Here is a 17352-nt window from a genome sequence, read left to right as displayed (position 1 = left end):
TCAAGGGGCCAAGGAGAGACGATGCTCGAAGCACTCGAAGCGTTGGAACAGCGGCGTGCGGCAGCCCGTGCCGGCGGCGGTGAGAAACGCGTCGCCGCGCAACATGCCAAGGGCAAGCTGACCGCGCGCGAACGACTGGACGTGTTCCTCGACGAAGGGTCGTTCGAGGAACTCGACATGTATGTCGAACATAATTGCGTCGATTTCGGCATGCCGGCGCAGGTCATCCCGGGCGACGGGGTGGTTACCGGGTCGGGCACGGTCAATGGTCGACTAGTCTATGTCTTCAGCCAAGATTTCACCGTGTTCGGCGGGTCGCTGTCGGAACGCCATGCCCAGAAGATCTGCAAGATCATGGATATGGCGATGAAGGTCGGCGCGCCGGTCATCGGGCTGAACGATTCGGGCGGGGCGCGCATCCAGGAAGGCGTCGCGTCGCTGGGCGGCTATGCCGAGGTGTTCCAGCGCAATGTGCTGGCATCGGGGGTCGTGCCGCAACTCAGCCTGATCATGGGGCCGTGCGCGGGCGGCGCGGTCTATTCGCCCGCCATGACCGACTTCATCTTCATGGTGAAGGATTCGAGCTACATGTTCGTGACCGGGCCGGACGTGGTGAAGACGGTGACGAACGAGGTGGTCACCCAGGAGGAACTGGGCGGCGCGATCACCCATACCACCAAGTCGTCCGTCGCCGACTGTGCGTTCGAGAATGATATCGAGGCACTGCTGGCCGCGCGCGACTTCGTCGACTTCCTGCCCGCCAATAATCGCAGCGGCGTGCCGACGCGGCCGAGCGACGATCCATGGGACCGGATCGAACCCAGTCTCGACACGCTGATCCCGCCCAGCGCCAATCAGCCCTATGACATGCACGAACTGATCGTGCGGACGGTCGATGACGGCGCCTTCTTCGAATTGCAGCCCGCCCATGCCGGCAACATCATCATCGGCTTCGGACGGATCGAAGGTCGGACCGTCGGGATCGTCGCCAACCAGCCGATGGTGCTGGCCGGGTGCCTCGACATCAATTCGTCGAAGAAGGCGGCGCGGTTCGTGCGCTTCTGCGATGCGTTCGACGTTCCGATCGTGACCTTCGTCGACGTGCCGGGCTTCCTGCCGGGCGTCGGGCAGGAGCATTCGGGGATCATCAAGCATGGCGCGAAGCTGCTGTTCGCCTATGCCGAGGCGACGGTGCCGAAGATCACGGTCATCACCCGCAAGGCCTATGGCGGGGCGTATGACGTTATGGCGTCGAAGCATCTGCGTGGCGACTTGAACTATGCGTGGCCGACCGCCGAGATCGCGGTGATGGGCGCCAAGGGTGCGGTCGAGATCATCTTCCGGTCGAAGGATCCGGAAGAGGTCGCCGCACGAACGGCGGAATATGAGGCGCGCTTCGCCAACCCGTTCGTGGCAGCGAGCAAGGGGTTCATCGACGAGGTGATCCTGCCGCACTCCACCCGGCGGCGGGTGGCACTGGGCTTGCGCAAGCTCCGGAACAAAATCCTGGAGAATCCTTGGAAGAAGCATGACAATATTCCGCTTTGAAATCCTCCCCGCTTTGCGGGGAGGGGGAGCAGCGCAGCTGGTGGAGGGGGGTGGCCTGCCTCGCTACGGTTGCGCTTCGCTGACATCCCCCTCCACCATCCGCTGCGCGGACGGTCCCCCTCCCCGTGCCGGGGAGGGGTTTTAATGCTCGGCCGGTTGAACCATGTCGGGGTCGCTACGCCGTCGATCGAATCATCGATCGCGATGTATCGTGACCTGCTTGGCGCGGATGCCATTGGCGAGCCATTCGACCTGCCGGCGCAAGGCGTGAAGGTGTGCTTCATCGATGCGCCCAATACGCAGATCGAACTGATCGAGCCGTATGACGACAACTCGCCGATCGCAGGCTTTCTCGCCAAGAATCCGGCGGGGGGACAGCATCACCTGTGCTTCGAGGTCGCGGATATCCATGCCGCAATCGCCGACCTGACGGCGAAGGGCGCGCGGGTGCTGGGCACGCCGCGGATCGGGGCGCACGGGACGCCGATCGTCTTCGTCCATCCGCGCGATATGGGCGGGGTGCTGATCGAGTTGATGGAGACGCCGGCCGGTCACTGATTGGTCCCCCTCGACACTCCGGCCGCTATCTGGTTGAACCCCGGTCATGAACACCCCTGTCCGTAAAGCGCCCGGTGGCCCCTCCCCCGTCCGGGCAGAATGGGGCCGGACGGTCGAGGCGAGGCTTGCCGCCATCCCCGGCATCCGCCGCGCCAAGACCGAGGCGGCGGTGCTGTTCGCGCTCCCCGACTTTCTGTCGGAGGATGAATGCGAACTGCTGATGGCGACGATCGATGCCGGGCGGCGCAAGTCAACCTTGCTGACGAGCAGCAACGATCCGACTTTCCGGACATCGGACAGCTGCGACCTCGACCGCTGGCACCCGGATCTGCAACCGATCGACGAGCGGATCGCGCATCTTTTGGGCATCCCGCCCGAATATGGCGAGACGATGCAGGGGCAGCGTTATGCCCCGGGGCAGCAGTTCCGCGCGCATGGCGACTATTTCAACGAGAACGAACATTATTGGGCGTCGATGGCGGTACAGGGCGGGCAGCGGACCTGGACGGCGATGGTCTATCTGAACGAAGTCGAACAGGGCGGCGCGACCTGGTTTCCGGTCGCCGGGGTCCGCTTCAATCCGCGTCCGGGCATGCTGATCGCGTGGAACAACATGAACGCCGATGGCAGCCCCAATCTCTCGACGCTGCACGAAGGCATGGCGGTGGTCGAAGGGACCAAGTACATCATAACCAAGTGGTTTCGCGAGCGGCCATGGACGCCGACGGTACAGCCCTGAGCCGCCAAAGTTCACGAAGTTCACACTTGCCACGATTTGGCGTGGCGCTGCCTCCCATCCCCGATCACCGCGTCACCCCGGGCTTGACCCGGGGTGACGATGATAGCCCCTGGTGAGGCCGTAGGAAAGCGCAAGCGGGGCGGCAGATCGTCGGGAAACGACCCGCCGCCTGCGCCTCACGCCTTCTTGCGCGCCCGCTTCGGCGCGGCGGCGGCTTCGGTATCTTCTTCCTCGTCGGGCGTTTCCTCGCCCGCTTCGCTCAACGCTTCGCCGAGGGCACGCAGCTTGTCCTGCTGCTTGTCGGATTTCTCGGCGATCTTGGTGGTCGCTGCGCCGAGACGGTGGAGGAGGTCGTGGACCCGGTCGCTGTCGGGCGCATCCTTTTCCAGCTGCTTTCGCAGCGAAGCGAGGTCGCGCAGGATGCCCTTTGCGCCCGGCACATCGGTGTCGGCCAGCGCCGCTTCCCAATCCTCGATCATCGTCGCGCCCTTGGCGGGCTTGGTTTCGTCCAGTCCGCGATTGATCGCGTTCATTGTTCCGGCGAATTTAACGGCCATGCAAAGGCTCCTCGAACGGCAAGCTGCACGCGCAGCCGCCGGACAACGAGCGAGGCCGGAGCCGGCCCCGGCCAAGATCAACTATTTGTTTTCGCTGAGGTGAGGAACCTTGCGCGAACGGTGCCGTACTGCGCCTTCGAGAGGGACGTCACCCCAGCGTAGGCTGGGGTCTCATGCGGCTCTTGCAGTGTGCTATTACTGTGAGACCCCAGCCTTCGCTGGGGTGACGTTTGATCTTAGGCTATATCGAACCGCGCTTTAGTCGACGCGGATGCGGGTGCCGCTGTCGAAGCCGTCCACCATCAGCCGCACGATCGCATCGGCAACGCGCTCGGGCGGCTTTACCGACTGAGGGTCTTCGCCGGGATAGGCGCGCTCGCGCATCTTCGTCCGGGTGGCGCCGGGATCGACGATCGCGGTGCGGACCGGCGAGATGTTCGCCATTTCCAGCCCGTAGCTGGCGACAATGTTGTCGAACGCCGCCTTCGACGCGCCGTACATGCCCCAATAGGCACGCGGGGCGGCGCCGACCGACGAGGTGACGCCGACCACCCTGCCCGACCGCGCCAGCCGCAGCATCGGCGAGAAGGCGGCGATCAGCGCGGCATTGGCGGTGACGTTGAGCGCCATCACCTTGTCGAATTCCTTCAGATCGAACGACGGCACCGGCCCCAGCGTGCCGAGCGCGCCGGCGTTGAGCACCAGCATGTCGAGCGCACGCCAGCGTTCGGCGATCGCCGACACCAGTTGCGGAATGGCGGTGCGGTCATACAGGTCGACCGGCGCGATCGTCGCCGACCCACCCGCCGCGTAGATCGCGTCCTCGACCTCCTCCAGCCCGCCGGTGGTGCGCGCGGTCAGGATGATGTGGGCGCCCTCCGCCGCGAGCGCGATGGCGGTGGCGGCACCAATGCCGCGACTGGCACCGGTGACGAGGGCCAGCTGCCCCTTCAGACGATCGCTCATCCGACGCGTTCGGCCAGCACCGCGAGTTGATCGACCGAGCTGGTTTCGTCCTGATCGGTCAGCGGAGTCGGATAGTCGCCGGTGAAGCAGGCGTCGCAATATTTCGGACGGACCGACGTGCGCGATGCCTCGCCGAGCGCCCGGTACAGCCCGTCGATCGAAACGAAGGCGAGGCTGTCGGCCTGGATATAGTCGGTCATGCCACCGAGATCGAACTTCGCGGCAAGCAACTTGGCCCGCTCGGGCGTGTCGACGCCGTAGAAGCAGCTATGCCGGGTCGGTGGGGAAGCGATGCGCATATGCACTTCGGCGGCACCGGCATCGCGCATCATCTGCACGATCTTGAGCGACGTCGTGCCGCGCACGATCGAGTCGTCGATCAGGACGATCCGCTTGCCCTCGATCAGCTTGCGGTTGGCATTGTGCTTCAGCTTGACGCCCAGATGGCGGACCTTGTCGCCCGGCTGGATGAAGGTGCGGCCAACATAGTGCGAGCGGATGATGCCCAGTTCGAACGGGATGCCCGACGCCTGCGCATAGCCGATCGCGGCCGGCACACCCGAATCGGGGACCGGGATGACCAGATCGGCCTCGACCGGGTTTTCCTGGGCCAGTTCGGCACCGATCGCCTTGCGCACCGAATAGATCGACCGGTCGTCGCTGATCGAATCGGGGCGCGAGAAATAGACCCATTCGAAGATGCACGGACGCGGGGAGAGCGGCGCAAACGGGCGGATCGAGCGCAGTTCGCCATTCTTGACGATGACCAGTTCGCCCGGTTCGACTTCGCGCACGAATTCGGCACCGACCACGTCGAGCGCGACGGTTTCGGAAGCGAAGATATAGGCGTCGTCGCCGAGCTTGCCCATCACCAGCGGCCGGATGCCGAGCGGATCGCGGCAGGCGATCATCCCCTCCGGCGTCATGCAGATCAGCGAATAGGCGCCCTCGACCTGCTTCAACGCGTCGATGAACCGGTCGAGCAGCGTCCGATAGTTGGACGTCGCGACGAGGTGGATGATGACTTCGGTATCGCTGGTCGACTGAAAGATCGATCCGGTGCGGACCAGATCCTTGCGCAGCCGCATGGCGTTGGAAAGATTGCCATTATGCGCCACCGCGAACCCACCCGACGCCAGTTCGGCATAGAGCGGCTGGATGTTGCGGTTCGACGTCTCGCCGGTAGTCGAATAGCGGACATGGCCGCAGGCGGTGGCGCCGGGCAGCGATTCGATCACGTCGGGGCGATCGAAATTGCCCGCGACATGGCCCTGCGCGCGCTGGGTATGGAACATCGCCCCGTCCCAGCTGCAGATGCCGGCCGCTTCCTGCCCGCGATGCTGGAGCGCGTGGAGGCCGAGGGCCACCAGCGCCGCAGCGCCGTCCGCGCCGGATACACCGAAAATGCCGCACTCTTCACGCAGCTTGTCGTCGTCGAATGGATGGGTGGTGAACATAGGCCCTTCCGGGGATAAGCGTGTCACACGGCTGCCATATAGGCAGGCGGAATCGATTTGTCGCCCTTTGATCGTCGATTGCGGCGGAACCATGATCGGCGATAGGAGTTGCGGCGATGGATAATCGCGATACCGGACTGGTGCTCAACCCGAAATTCGATGCCGATGGGCTGCTGACCGCCATCGCCGTCGACGCCACCAGCGGCGAACCGCTGATGGTCGCCTTCATGAACGACGAAGCCCTGCGCCTGACGCTGGAAACGCGCGAGGCAACCTTCTGGTCGCGCAGCCGCGGGCGGCTGTGGAAGAAGGGTGAGACGTCGGGCAACGTCTTGCGCGTGGTCGAGGCGCGGATCGATTGCGATCAGGATGCGCTGTGGCTGCGGTGCGAGCCGGCGGGGCCGGCGTGCCATACCGGGGCGGACAGTTGTTTCTTCCGGCGGATCGAGGGCGATCGGCTGGTGCCCGCGACGTGAAACGGTGGATTGCGGCGGCGCTGCTGCTGGCGGGATGTTCGCCATCGGCGACGACCGACAGCACGCCGGCCACGCTGGAGGAAGCGGCGATCGCGCGCGGCGTGGTGCGCAATCCGGCGACGGCGACGCCGACCGGGCTATATGCTCGCGAGGACGACCGGCTGTGCATCACCGGCGAGCGGATCGGCATGTTCGTCGATTATGGCGACGATATTGGCTGCAGCGGGCGCGGACGCTTCACCCGCGAGGGAGAGTCGTTGCGGATCGACCTTGGCGGCGGCTGTACGTTCGGGGCGGCGTATGACGGAGACCATATCCGCCTTGCCGGCGCGGTGCCGGCGGCGTGCAGGCGGCTGTGTACCCGGCGCGCGTCGCTGGCGGGGTTCGAGGTCGACCGGCTGAGCGACAGCGGGTCGGAGGCGGCGGCGCTGCGCGATCCCAAGGGGCGACAATTATGCGGGTGACGCGGCGCCCTGTCGTTTGACCAGCGTGACCTGTGCCACGGTGATGCCGCCACCACGAAAGCCGCCTTCGCAATACATCAGATAGTAGCGCCACAGATCGGTGAAGCGGTCGTCGATCATCGGCAGGCGGCCTTCGGCGCGGGCCTTGTCGAACGCCTGCCGCCAAAGGCGCAGCGTCTCCGCATAGTCGAGGCCGAAGCGGCGGACGTCCCGCCATGCGAGGCCGCGTGCCTCGGCAAGGGCGCGAAAGCGCGGTTCGGACAACAACATGCCGCCCGGAAAGACATGGGCCTGGATGAAGTCGACATTGCGCGCATAGGCATCGAACAGCGGCTCGGCGATGGCGATATACTGGATCGCGGCGCGGCCGCCGGGTTTCAGGCGCGCGGCGATGGCGTCCAGATAGGCGGGCCAATATTCGCGGCCGACCGCCTCGACCATCTCGATGCTGGCAATCGCATCATAGGTACCGACGACGTCGCGATAGTCGGTCAGCGATACGGTGACGCCGGGCAGCGCCAGGGCGTCGACATGGCGCTTCTGCTCGGTCGACAGGGTGATGGCATCGACCCGCCGCCCCGCATCCGCCGCGGTCCGGGCGAACGAGCCCCAGCCGCAGCCGATTTCGAGGATGCGGTCGCCGGGTCGGGTGGCGGTGCGATCGAGGATCGCGGTCAGCTTGTTGCGCTGCGCCGCTACAAGCCCGGTAGCGCCATCGAACATCGCGCTGGAATAGGTCAGCGTCGGGTCGAGCCATTCGCGGTAGAAGTCGTTGCCGAGGTCGTAATGCGCCGCGATGTTGGCGCGGGCGCCGGGGCGGTCGTTGCGCCGCGCGCGGTGGGCCACGCGGCGCAGCAGGCGCGATATGCCGCCCGCGCGCGCCGAGCCGCGGAGCGTTTCGGCATTGCGCATGAACAGGTCGAACAGCGGGACCGGATCGGGGCTGGACCAGTCACCATCGGCCCATGCCTCGTACCAGCCGGCCGATCCTCCCCGCGCCAGACGCCACATCGCCCGCCAGCGGTGCAGGACGACCACCGCCACCGGCCCCGGCGCATGTCCGCCGATGCGGCGGGTGCTGCCATCGGGCAGGGTCGCGTGGATCGCACCGGCGGTCAGGCCGGCATCGATCCGGGTCAAGGCCCGGCGAAACAAGGGGGAAAGGATGCGGAAGCGGTCGGACGACATCGCGCGCCTACATGCACGACGCACGGGCGCCGGCAAGGGGGATCAGATGCCGCGCGCCGCCGCCAGCGCCCGTTCACGCGCTTCGCGATGGTCGATGATCTTTTCGGGATAGTCCTTCGGTCGGCAACCGGCGGCATCGGGATCGTGGATCACCTCGTTCGACAGATGCGCCAGTTCGGGCACCCAGCGGCGGATATAGTCGGCGGCGTCGAACTTCTCCGACTGGGTCAGCGGCGCCATGATCCGGCCGAACATGTTCGAATCGACGCCGGTGCCGGCGACCCATTGCCAGTTGACGGCATTGTTGCCGAAATCGGCATCGACCAGACAGTCCCAATACCAGCGCTCGCCCTCGCGCCAGTCGATCAGCAGATGCTTGATGACGAAGGACGCGGCGATCATCCGCACGCGATTGTGCATCCAGCCGATCTGCCAGAGCTGGCGCATGCCGGCGTCGACGATCGGATAGCCGGTGCGGCCCTGTTGCCATGCCTTCAGGTCGTGGGTCGCCTGCGCGCCGCTGCGCCATTTCAGCTTGTCATAGCGCGGGCGGCCGTTGGCATCGGCATAGTCGGGCATCGACAGGATGACGCCGCTGGAAAAATCACGCCACGCCAGTTCCTTGCGGTAGGTTGTCAGGCTGTCGCTCGGTTCGTCGAGCGCGGCCCAGACCTGTCGCGGGGAAATCTCGCCATGGTGCAGGTGCGGGGACAGGTTCGAGCTGCCGTCGATCGAGGGCAGGTTGCGCCCCTCCGCATAGTCGTCGAGGCGGGTGGCGAAGGATTTCAACGCTTTCCGTGCGCCGTCCTCGCCCGGCTGCCATGATTTGGTGAAGGCGGTCGACCAGTCCGGCTTGGTCGGCAGCAGGTCCCAATCGGTCAGCTTGTCCGACTTCGGCCATTTCTCCGGCGCGGGGATGGAGCGCGGCATTGCCACCGGATCGTCCGGCGGCAGCATCTGGTTCAGCGCCCTCCAATAGGACGAATAGATTTTGAACATGCCGCCCGACCCGGTGCGGACGCATTCGGGCGGGCGGAGATGGTTGCCGTCGTGCAACGTCAGATCGTCGCCCAGTTCGTCCTGCGCCTTGACCCACCAGGGTTCGTAATGTTGCATGGCGTGCACATGGGTCGCGCCGGTTTCGTGCATCAGCTTGCGCAGTTCGGCGACGGCCTCGCCCCGGCGGAGAATCAGGCGCGATCCCTTTGCCTGCAGCGCGTCGTCCATGGCGGCGAGGCTGTGGTGCAGCCACCAACGCTGGGCACCGCCGATCGCCCAGTCGCCGGGGCTCTGGTCATCGAGGATATAGACCGGGATGACGGGGCCTGCTTCGGTGGCGGCGACGAGCGCGGGCTGGTCGCGCAGGCGGAGGTCCTGGCGGAGCCAGAGAAGGACGGGTTCGGTCATGCGCAAGGCGTTACGCCTGCACGACGATCCCGGTTCCCTGCGCCACGGCGACGATCGACGCGACATGACGGTGCGCGACTTCGAGCAAGTCGCCATAGCCACCGCCCAAGGCACTTGCGATCGGCAGGCCTCGTGTCCGCGCCAGTTGTCCGATCCAGCGGTCGCGTTCGTTCAGCCCCGCCTGGGTCAGCGCCAGCCGCCCCAGCCGGTCGTCGGCGAAGGGATCGACCCCCGCCTGATAGAGCAGCAGCGACGGCGCGAAACTGTCCAGCAGCGGGACAAGCGTTGCCGCGAGCGTCGCGAGATATTCGTCGTCGCCGACCCCGTCGGCCAGACCGATATCGAGCGTCGAGCGCGCCTTTCGCGCCGGAAAATTCTTTTCGGCATGGATCGAATAGGTGGCGAGCCCGGTGCGTCCGGCGAGCAGGGAGGCGGTGCCGTCGCCCTGATGCACGTCGACATCGATCACCAGCACCCGGTCGCACGTCCCTTCATCGACCAGCCGGTGCGCGGCGATTGCGAGGTCGTTGAACACGCAATAGCCCGCGCCGGTATCGGCCAGCGCATGGTGGCTGCCCCCGGCGGTGTTGGCGGCATAGCCGCGCTCCATCGCGACGCGCGCGGCGGCATAGGTGCCGCCGGGAACCGCGACCGCACGCAATGCCATGGGCGGGGTGACGGCGAAACCGATCCGGCGTTCCTTGGCCGGCGGCACGCGCGCCTCGATCACCTCGGCGACATAGCTGTCGTCATGGACCGCCTCGATCCAGCGACGCGGCATCGGTTCGGGTTCGTGCCAGTCGATCGCCGGCCCCATATCGCGCAGCAGGTCGCGGACGAGGCCGTTCTTGCCCCAGCGATAGCGACTGCCCGGCGGGCTTTCGGCGACGTAATGCGGATGGTGGATAACGGGGATCACATGGCAGAGATAAGATGCCGTTGGTCCTCGCAAAAGCGGCGAGGCGCGGATAGGAGGCGGGCATGGACAAGACCAGCCTCCCCTATCGCCCCTGTGCCGGCGTCATGCTGATGAACCGCGACGGACAGGTGTTCGTCGGACAACGGCTCGATTCGACGCTGGAGGCGTGGCAGATGCCGCAGGGCGGAATCGACGAGGGAGAGGAAGCGATCGACGCCGCGGTCCGCGAGTTGCGCGAGGAAACCGGGGTGATGCCCGACAAGGTACGGCTGATCGCCGAGGCACCGGGCGAATTCCTCTACGACTTGCCCGACGACATGATCGGCAAGATCTGGAAGGGGAAATGGCGCGGGCAGCGGCAGCGCTGGTTCCTGTTCGCGTTCGAAGGCGAGGATGGCGATATCGACATCGCCACGCCCGAACCGGAATTCCGCGCATGGCGCTGGGCCGACCCGGCCGACCTGCCGACGATGATCGTGCCGTTCAAGAAGACCTTATACGAACGGGTTCTCGCGGCCTTCGCCGAGCACCTGCATCGGTGAACCGCGCCAAAGCTGCGATGAACGGTTCAGCCGGTCGACAGGCGATCGGCTATAGCGGGCGGTGATGCCCAATCCCGCGCTCCTCCTGCCACTCGGCCTGTATTTCGCGGAACCGCCGCCCGAACCCGATCTACCGATCGAGATCCGGACGATGCTGGAAGAGGCGATGGCGTCGGGCAACGACAACGACGTCGCGACGATCGTCCGCTATGCGCGTAAGGCTGCGCCGAAACATTCGCAGAAGATCGCCGACCTCGCGTCGCACTATACGTTCGAACGGACCGAGAAGACCGAGAAGCGGCTGCGCACCGCATCGTTCGGCGCGCTGGTCAAGGGGCGTGCCGAGGTAGGCGGCTGGGTGAACAGCGGCAATTCGGACAATCTGGGCATCTCCGCCGTGCTCGACCTGTCGCGTGAGGGGTATCGCTGGCGCCACAAGCTGAAATTGCAGGCGGACTATCAGGAAAATAACGGCATTCCGTCGCGCGAACATTATCTCGGCGCGTTCGAACCCAACTACAAGGTCGACGATCGGCTCTATATCTACGGCGCCGCGCAATATGAGTCGGACAGGTTCTTCGGATATTACGACCGTTATTCAGCGTCGAGCGGTGCGGGCTATACCGCGCTCGCACGGGGGCCGGTAACGCTCGACCTCGAACTCGGGCCGGCGTTCCGACACACCTCGTTCACCACCGGCACTATCGAGCGCAATCTGGCGGCGCGCGGATCGGTCGATTTCGACTGGCGGATGACCCCTGCCCTGACGCTGAGGCAGGATACGTCGGCCTATGTTCAGGCGGCGAACAGCACCGTCACCAGCCTGACCGCGGTCGATGCCAAGCTGTTGGGGCCGCTATCGGCGCGGCTGTCGTACAATATCCAGTATGAAAGCCGCCCGCCGGTCGGGCGCGTCAACACCGACACCACCGGGCGTGCATCTTTGGTCTATGCTTTCTGAAGCGACCGATCCCGGTTACACCGGGGCATGGATGGGACGTATGAAGACGCCGCGCTGATCGATAGGATCGACGCCGCGGCGATGCAGGCACAGGTCGAGCGATGGGTCGCGGTCAATAGCGGCACGCGCAACCTGTCCGGACTGGCGACGATGGCGACGCTGCTGGCCGACGACTTTGCCGGGCTGCCGGGGGAGATCGAACTGATCGATCCCGAGCCGGTGGAGACGGTCGACAGCGACGGCAAGGTGCGGGCGATCGACCACGGGCGGCACCTGCTGCTGCGGGTGCGACCCGAGGCGCCCGTCCGCATGCTGTTCACCGGGCATATGGACACGGTGTATGGCGCCGATCACGCGTTCCAGACCGCGCGATACCTGCCCGACGGGGCACTGAACGGTCCCGGCGCCGCCGATATGAAGGGCGGATTGTCGGTGATGCTCGCCGCTTTGAAAGCGGTCGAGGCGGCGGGAATCGGCGATCGCTTCGGCTATGACGTCGTCATCAATTCCGACGAAGAGACCGGATCGTTCGCGTCGGCGAGGCTGATCGAGACGATGGCGGCGGGCAAGGTCGCGGCCTTTACCTATGAACCCGCGCTGCCCGATGGGACGCTGGCCGGCGCGCGCGGGGGGACCGGCAATTTCTCGATCGTGGTCAGCGGGCGCAGCGCCCATGCCGGCCGCAACCCGGAGGAAGGGCGCAACGCCATCGTCGCTGCCGCCGATATCGCGCTCAGGCTCAATGCGGTGAAGGGACCGCGGCTGGCGGTCAATCCGGCGCGGATCGAGGGCGGCGGGCCGAACAATGTCGTGCCCGACCATGCGGTGCTGCGGGTCAATTTCCGACCGCATGGGAGCGACGAAATCGCACGCGCCCGATCACAGATCGATGCCGCCACGGCGATGGTCGCCGCCGCCCATGACGTCGGCGTCGCGGTGCATGGCAGCTTCAACCGGCCGCCCAAGCCGATCGATGCCGGGGCCGCGAAACTGTTCGCGCTGGTACAGGCGGTCGGCCGCGACCTGTCGATCCCGATCGGCTGGCGCGATACCGGCGGGGTGTGCGACGGCAACAACATCGCCGCGCAGGGCGTGCCGGTGATCGACACGATGGGGGTGCGCGGCGGCGCGATCCATTCGGCGGAAGAATATATGATCGTCGACAGCCTGGCCGAACGCGCCGCGCTGTCGGCGGTCGCCATATCGCGTATCGTGGCACAGGGGGGAATGTGACGTTTCGTATCCGCGCAGCTCGCGAAGAAGACCTGAAATATCTTTATGAAATGGCGAAGCTGACCGGGGGCGGGTTCACCAACCTGCCGCCCGATCGCAACGCGCTGACCACCCGGCTGGAGCGCAGCGCCATCGCCTTCAGCCATGAGGAGGACACCCCGCGCGACGAGGTGTTCGTGCTGGTGCTGGAGAATATCGATACCGGCGAGGTACGCGGCACCTGTCAGGTGTTCACCAAGGTCGGGCAGCGCTGGCCCTTCTATTCCTATCGCGTCGCGACGCTGACCAAGCATAGCGAGGCGCTGGGCCGGACGTTCCGCGCCGATATCCTCAATCTGGTCAACGATCTGGAAGGGTCGAGCGAGGTCGGCGGACTGTTCCTGCATCCGGGCGAGCGGGCCGGCGGCCTCGGGCTGTTGCTCGCCCGATCGCGCTATCTGTTCATTGGGCGGCACCGCGGGCGCTTTGCCGACCGGGTGCTGGCGGAACTGCGAGGGATCATCGACGAAGCGGGCGGATCGCCCTTCTGGGACGGGGTGGCCGGGCGCTTCTTCGGCATGACGTTCCAGGATGCCGACCAGTTCAATGCGATCCATGGCAACCAGTTCATCGCCGACCTGATGCCGCGCCATCCGGTGTACATCGCGATGCTGCCCGAGGCGGCGCGGGCAGTGATCGGCCTGCCCCATCCGACCGGACGCGCCGCGATGCGGATGCTGGAGAATGAAGGCTTTGCGTATGAGAATTACGTCGACATCTTCGATGGCGGGCCGACCATGACCGCGCGCACCGACCAGATCATGACGATCCGCGACCGGCGCGAAGGCAAGATCGTCGGCGTCGACAATGGCGGCGGCAAGGCGTCGCTGCTGTCGACCGGCCGGTTGTCCGATTTCCGCGCCTGTCTGGGGGAAGTGACGGTCCGCGACGACGGCATCGTCATCGATGCGGCGGCGGCACGCGCGCTGGGTGTCGAGGTCGGCGACACGCTGTGTCATGTAGGACGGTGACGATGGTGCGGGAAATCAATTTCGACGGGATCATCGGTCCCAGCCATAACTATGCCGGGCTTAGCCACGGCAATCTGGCGGCGACGCGCAATGCCGGCGAAGTGTCACGCCCGCGCATGGCGGCGTTACAGGGGATCGCCAAGATGCGCGCGAACCTCGCGCTGGGGCTGACGCAGGGCATATTGTTGCCGCACCCGCGGCCTGACGTGCGCTGGCTGAACCGGCTGGCAACCGATTACGAACGTGCCGCGCCGCATCTGCGCGCGCAGGCGCTGTCGGCTTCGGCGATGTGGGCGGCGAACGCGGCGACCGTGTCCCCTGCCGCCGATTGCGGGGACGGGCGCTGCCACCTGACCGTCGCCAATCTGGTGACGATGCCGCATCGCAGTCACGAGTGGCCTGCAACGCTCAAGCAGCTCGAACTCGCCTTTGCCGATCCGGCCTTCGCGGTACATGGACCGGTCCCCGCCCCGTTCGGTGACGAAGGCGCGGCCAATCATATGCGGCTGTGCGACGCGCATGATGCCGAAGGGGTCGAAGTGTTCGTCTATGGCGTGTCGGGCGGTCCGTTCCCTGCGCGCCAGCATCGCGAGGCGAGCGAGGCCATCGCCCGCGCGCACCGGCTGGATAGCGACCGCACCCTGTTCGTGCGGCAGTCCGACGAAGCGATCGCCGCCGGCGCTTTCCACAATGATGTCGTCGCAGTCGCCAACGAACGCGTGCTGTTCGCGCATGAACAGGCGTTCCACGACCGCGACGGTTTTTACGCCGATCTGCGTCGCGCCCTGCGCTCGGTAGAGATCGTCGAGGTGCCCGCCGATCGCGTCAGCCTGCCCGACGCCATCGCCTCCTATCTGTTCAACGCGCAGCTGGTGACGCTGCCCGGTGGCGGCATGGCGCTGATCCTGCCAGCCGAGGCGCGCGAGACCGAATCGGTGTGGACGTGGTTGCAGGAACTGGTCGCGGGCAACGGACCGATCCGGCGGCTGGAGGTGGTCGACGTGCGCGAATCGATGGCCAATGGCGGCGGCCCCGCCTGCCTGCGGCTGCGGGTTGTGGCCGATCCGGCGACGATCGATCCCCGCTTCCTGGTCGACGATGCGAAGCTCGACCGGATCGCAGCGGTGATCGAGGCACATTGGCCCGAACGGATCGCAGCGGCCGACATTGGCGATCCGGCGCTGATCGTTCGGATCGGCGAGTCGCGTCACGCGCTGCTGGAGGCGCTCGACCTTGTCGGGTTAATTGACAGTTAACCACGTCACAGCGACCCGGATCGGCGGAAAACCGCCGATGGTACGTAAATTGCGTAATTTGCCGCCATGCTGACCCGGCTCAAGAACCTGTTCACGATCAAGTCGAAGTTCGAGGCGTTCCTCGTCATCTACGGCCTTGCCGTGGGGGCGGTGGAGCGCGGCTTTCATTACATGCAATTGTATCCGGGGATCGCCGGCAAGCTGATGTTCGCCATCTGTCCGATCGCCGTGTTCATGGCGGGCACGCGCATTCTCGATTCGATCGACGCGGACCGCGAGGTTCGCTAGGGCGTCGCATGCCTCGCGAGATTACCGCCTATTCGAACCCGATGGTGAAGGCCGCGCGCAACCTGCGCGAAAAGCGCCATCGCCGCGACCAGCGCCGCTTCCTTGCCGAGGGACTGCGCATCCTGACCGAAGCGCTCGAGGCCGGGTGGCTGCCCGCTGAACTCTATTTCGCGAGCGACGCGCCGCATCCGCTACTGAAAACGCTGATCGACGAGACCGAGTTCGTCGGGCGGGATCGCCATCGCCACGACGGTCGACATCCTGTCGAAACTGTCCGGCAAGGACAATCCGGGGTCGGTGGTCGGCGTCTATGACGAATTCTCGACCGAATTGACGAGCATCGACCGGCGCAATGCATCGCTGTGGCTGGTCGCCGAACGCCTGCGCGATCCGGGCAATCTCGGGACGATCCTGCGCACCGCCGATGCGACTGGTGCCGGCGGGTTGATCCTGATCGACGAGTGCGTCGACCCGTTCTCCGTGGAGGCGGTGCGGGCGAGCATGGGGGCGATCTTTACGGTCGCCGTCGCGCGGGCCGACTGGGCCACGTTCAAGGGGTGGCTGCGCAGCGGTCCGGGGACGCTGGTGGGGCTAAGCCTCGACACGACGCACGACTATCGCTGCGCGACCTATCCCGATCCGACCTTCCTGCTGACCGGCAACGAGGCACAGGGGATGCCCGAGCATATGGCGGCGGAATGCGACCTGCTGGTCAAGATCCCGATGCTGGGCAAGGCCGACAGCCTGAACGCGGCGGTGGCGACGGCGGTCATGGCCTATACCGTGCTGGGGCAGCACCGGCCCTGAACCTTTGGAGGCGCGGCGCATTCAGCGGGAATGACCCGCCCGACCTTCGCCGCCCTGCCCGCCGCCGACCTCGATACGTTGGAACGGCCCAGCATCGTGTTGTTCGGGGCGAGCGAGGCCACGCCCTATGACGATGGCGAGCCGAGCCATTCGGCGGATGCACCCGCCGCGATCCGCGCGGCGTCGCGGGGGTTTGCGCGGCAATTGTCGCAGATCGATTTCGACCTAGGCTTCACGCCCTTCCCCGATCCGGACGATGCGCGCGGCGTCGTCGACCTCGGCGATGTCGATACCCGTCCGGAAGATTCAGCAGGCAATCGCGAGCAGATCGAAGCGACGACGCGCGCCGTGCTTGCGGCCGGCGGCGTGCCGATCCTGCTCGGCGGGGACGATTCGGTGCCGATCCCGTTCGCGGCGGGCTTTGCCGATCGCGGCCCGCTGACCGTCGTGCAGATCGATGCACATGTCGATTGGGGCGACGATATCCGCGGGCAGACGCTGGGCTATGGATCGCCGATGCGGCGGCTGGCCGAAATGCCGCATGTCACCGGCATGGTGCAGGTCGGCGTGCGCGGTCTGGGCAGCGGCGGCGCTTGGCAGATCGAGGATGCGCGGAACTGGGGCAGCCGGATCGTCACCGCCTATGACCTGATCCGGGGCGGGATCGATGCAGCGGTCGATGCGGTGCCGGCGGGCGGACGCTATCTGGTATCGATCGATTGCGACGGGATCGATCCGGCAGCGTTTCCGGCGGTGGCGATGCCGACGCCGGGTGGGTTGCGTTATGAGGAGGTCGTGTTGCTGCTGACCGCGCTCGCCGAAAAGGGCGAGATCGCCGGGTTGGTTCTGGCGGAATATGTGCCCGAGCGAGACGATCCGCACCGGCTGTGCGCGGCGATGGCGGCGCGGATCGTGGCGGTGACGATGGGGCTGGTGCTCGGCAATAATGGACAGGTGCCGCCCCGTCCGGCCTGAA

At 66.1% G+C, this 17352-nt stretch carries 18 protein-coding genes and 1 pseudogene; 13 read left to right on the top strand and 6 right to left on the bottom strand.

Annotation, left to right across the window (positions count from 1 at the left end):
- The first annotated feature begins 21 nt into the window (after positions 1-21).
- The 3 genes from ACZ1JS_RS04525 to ACZ1JS_RS04515 all read left to right on the top strand — a co-directional run bounded on the left by ACZ1JS_RS04525 (position 22) and on the right by ACZ1JS_RS04515 (position 2845).
- The gene (locus ACZ1JS_RS04525; RefSeq protein WP_465167907.1) at positions 22-1548 is read left to right on the top strand and encodes an acyl-CoA carboxylase subunit beta; all 1527 of its coding nucleotides are present in this window, start codon (positions 22-24) and stop codon (positions 1546-1548) included.
- 144 nt (positions 1549-1692) lie between these two features.
- The gene (gene mce, locus ACZ1JS_RS04520) at positions 1693-2106 is read left to right on the top strand and encodes a methylmalonyl-CoA epimerase (protein ID WP_465167906.1); all 414 of its coding nucleotides are present in this window, start codon (positions 1693-1695) and stop codon (positions 2104-2106) included.
- 46 nt (positions 2107-2152) lie between these two features.
- Positions 2153-2845 (top strand): prolyl hydroxylase family protein, encoded by a 693-nt coding sequence (locus tag ACZ1JS_RS04515; protein ID WP_465167905.1) that lies wholly within the window; start codon positions 2153-2155, stop codon positions 2843-2845.
- Between the two features lie 176 nt (positions 2846-3021).
- On the opposite strand, the gene ACZ1JS_RS04510 is transcribed toward ACZ1JS_RS04515, so the two are convergent.
- The 3 genes from ACZ1JS_RS04510 to purF all read right to left on the bottom strand — a co-directional run bounded on the left by ACZ1JS_RS04510 (position 3022) and on the right by purF (position 5825).
- Complete coding sequence (locus tag ACZ1JS_RS04510) at positions 3022-3402, bottom strand: hypothetical protein (protein ID WP_465167904.1); 381 nt, start codon at positions 3400-3402, stop codon at positions 3022-3024.
- Positions 3403-3660: 258 nt separating this feature from the next.
- Complete coding sequence (locus ACZ1JS_RS04505; protein WP_465167903.1) at positions 3661-4368, bottom strand: SDR family NAD(P)-dependent oxidoreductase; 708 nt, start codon at positions 4366-4368, stop codon at positions 3661-3663.
- On the bottom strand, positions 4365-5825 hold the full coding sequence (gene purF / locus ACZ1JS_RS04500; protein ID WP_242115716.1) for an amidophosphoribosyltransferase: 1461 nt from the start codon (positions 5823-5825) through the stop codon (positions 4365-4367). Before purF ends, ACZ1JS_RS04505 begins: the two co-directional genes overlap by 4 nt.
- Before the next feature lie 116 nt (positions 5826-5941).
- Between purF and hisI the strand changes: the two genes are divergently transcribed.
- The gene (gene hisI, locus ACZ1JS_RS04495; protein WP_465167902.1) at positions 5942-6301 is read left to right on the top strand and encodes a phosphoribosyl-AMP cyclohydrolase; all 360 of its coding nucleotides are present in this window, start codon (positions 5942-5944) and stop codon (positions 6299-6301) included.
- Entirely contained in the window at positions 6298-6765 is a 468-nt protein-coding gene (locus ACZ1JS_RS04490; RefSeq protein WP_465167901.1) for a hypothetical protein, read from the top strand. The genes hisI and ACZ1JS_RS04490 overlap by 4 nt, the downstream gene beginning before the upstream one ends.
- Here the strand turns inward: ACZ1JS_RS04490 and ACZ1JS_RS04485 are convergent.
- The 3 genes from ACZ1JS_RS04485 to ACZ1JS_RS04475 are packed head-to-tail and all read right to left on the bottom strand — an operon-like array spanning position 6754 to position 10279.
- Complete coding sequence (locus ACZ1JS_RS04485; RefSeq protein ID WP_465167900.1) at positions 6754-7953, bottom strand: class I SAM-dependent methyltransferase; 1200 nt, start codon at positions 7951-7953, stop codon at positions 6754-6756. The two genes, ACZ1JS_RS04490 and ACZ1JS_RS04485, sit on opposite strands and share 12 nt — an antisense overlap.
- A gap of 42 nt (positions 7954-7995) precedes the next feature.
- Complete coding sequence (locus ACZ1JS_RS04480) at positions 7996-9360, bottom strand: cryptochrome/photolyase family protein (RefSeq protein WP_465167899.1); 1365 nt, start codon at positions 9358-9360, stop codon at positions 7996-7998.
- A 10-nt stretch (positions 9361-9370) separates the two neighbouring features.
- A complete protein-coding gene (locus ACZ1JS_RS04475; RefSeq protein WP_465167898.1) occupies positions 9371-10279 on the bottom strand; it encodes a histone deacetylase family protein in 909 nt (302 codons plus the stop codon).
- 62 nt (positions 10280-10341) lie between these two features.
- Here ACZ1JS_RS04475 and ACZ1JS_RS04470 point away from each other — a divergent pair, with 62 nt between their 5' ends.
- From ACZ1JS_RS04470 to ACZ1JS_RS04435, 8 genes and pseudogenes are all read left to right on the top strand, one after another.
- Positions 10342-10821 carry an RNA pyrophosphohydrolase gene (locus ACZ1JS_RS04470; RefSeq protein WP_465167897.1) on the top strand — a complete coding sequence of 160 codons (480 nt, stop codon included), beginning with the start codon at positions 10342-10344 and terminating at the stop codon, positions 10819-10821.
- 64 nt (positions 10822-10885) lie between these two features.
- Complete coding sequence (locus ACZ1JS_RS04465) at positions 10886-11782, top strand: DUF481 domain-containing protein (RefSeq protein WP_465167896.1); 897 nt, start codon at positions 10886-10888, stop codon at positions 11780-11782.
- Positions 11783-11809: 27 nt separating this feature from the next.
- A complete protein-coding gene (locus tag ACZ1JS_RS04460) occupies positions 11810-13015 on the top strand; it encodes a hydrolase (RefSeq protein ID WP_465167895.1) in 1206 nt (401 codons plus the stop codon).
- Positions 13012-14025, top strand: coding sequence for an arginine N-succinyltransferase (locus ACZ1JS_RS04455; RefSeq protein WP_465167894.1), 1014 nt, complete (start codon positions 13012-13014; stop codon positions 14023-14025). The genes ACZ1JS_RS04460 and ACZ1JS_RS04455 overlap by 4 nt, the downstream gene beginning before the upstream one ends.
- 2 nt (positions 14026-14027) lie before the next feature.
- On the top strand, positions 14028-15281 hold the full coding sequence (locus ACZ1JS_RS04450; protein WP_465167893.1) for an N-succinylarginine dihydrolase: 1254 nt from the start codon (positions 14028-14030) through the stop codon (positions 15279-15281).
- A gap of 66 nt (positions 15282-15347) precedes the next feature.
- Positions 15348-15569, top strand: coding sequence for a hypothetical protein (locus ACZ1JS_RS04445; protein WP_465167892.1), 222 nt, complete (start codon positions 15348-15350; stop codon positions 15567-15569).
- 8 nt (positions 15570-15577) lie between these two features.
- Positions 15578-16376, top strand: a pseudogene (locus tag ACZ1JS_RS04440) (TrmH family RNA methyltransferase).
- A gap of 30 nt (positions 16377-16406) precedes the next feature.
- A complete protein-coding gene (locus ACZ1JS_RS04435; protein ID WP_465167891.1) occupies positions 16407-17351 on the top strand; it encodes an arginase family protein in 945 nt (314 codons plus the stop codon).
- Position 17352 lies beyond the last annotated feature (1 nt).

The sequence above is a fragment of the Sphingomonas sp. BL-S-05 genome (assembly GCF_055521695.1).
Note: the sequence above shows the minus strand (reverse complement) of the source record. Positions and strands in the feature narration are given on the sequence as shown.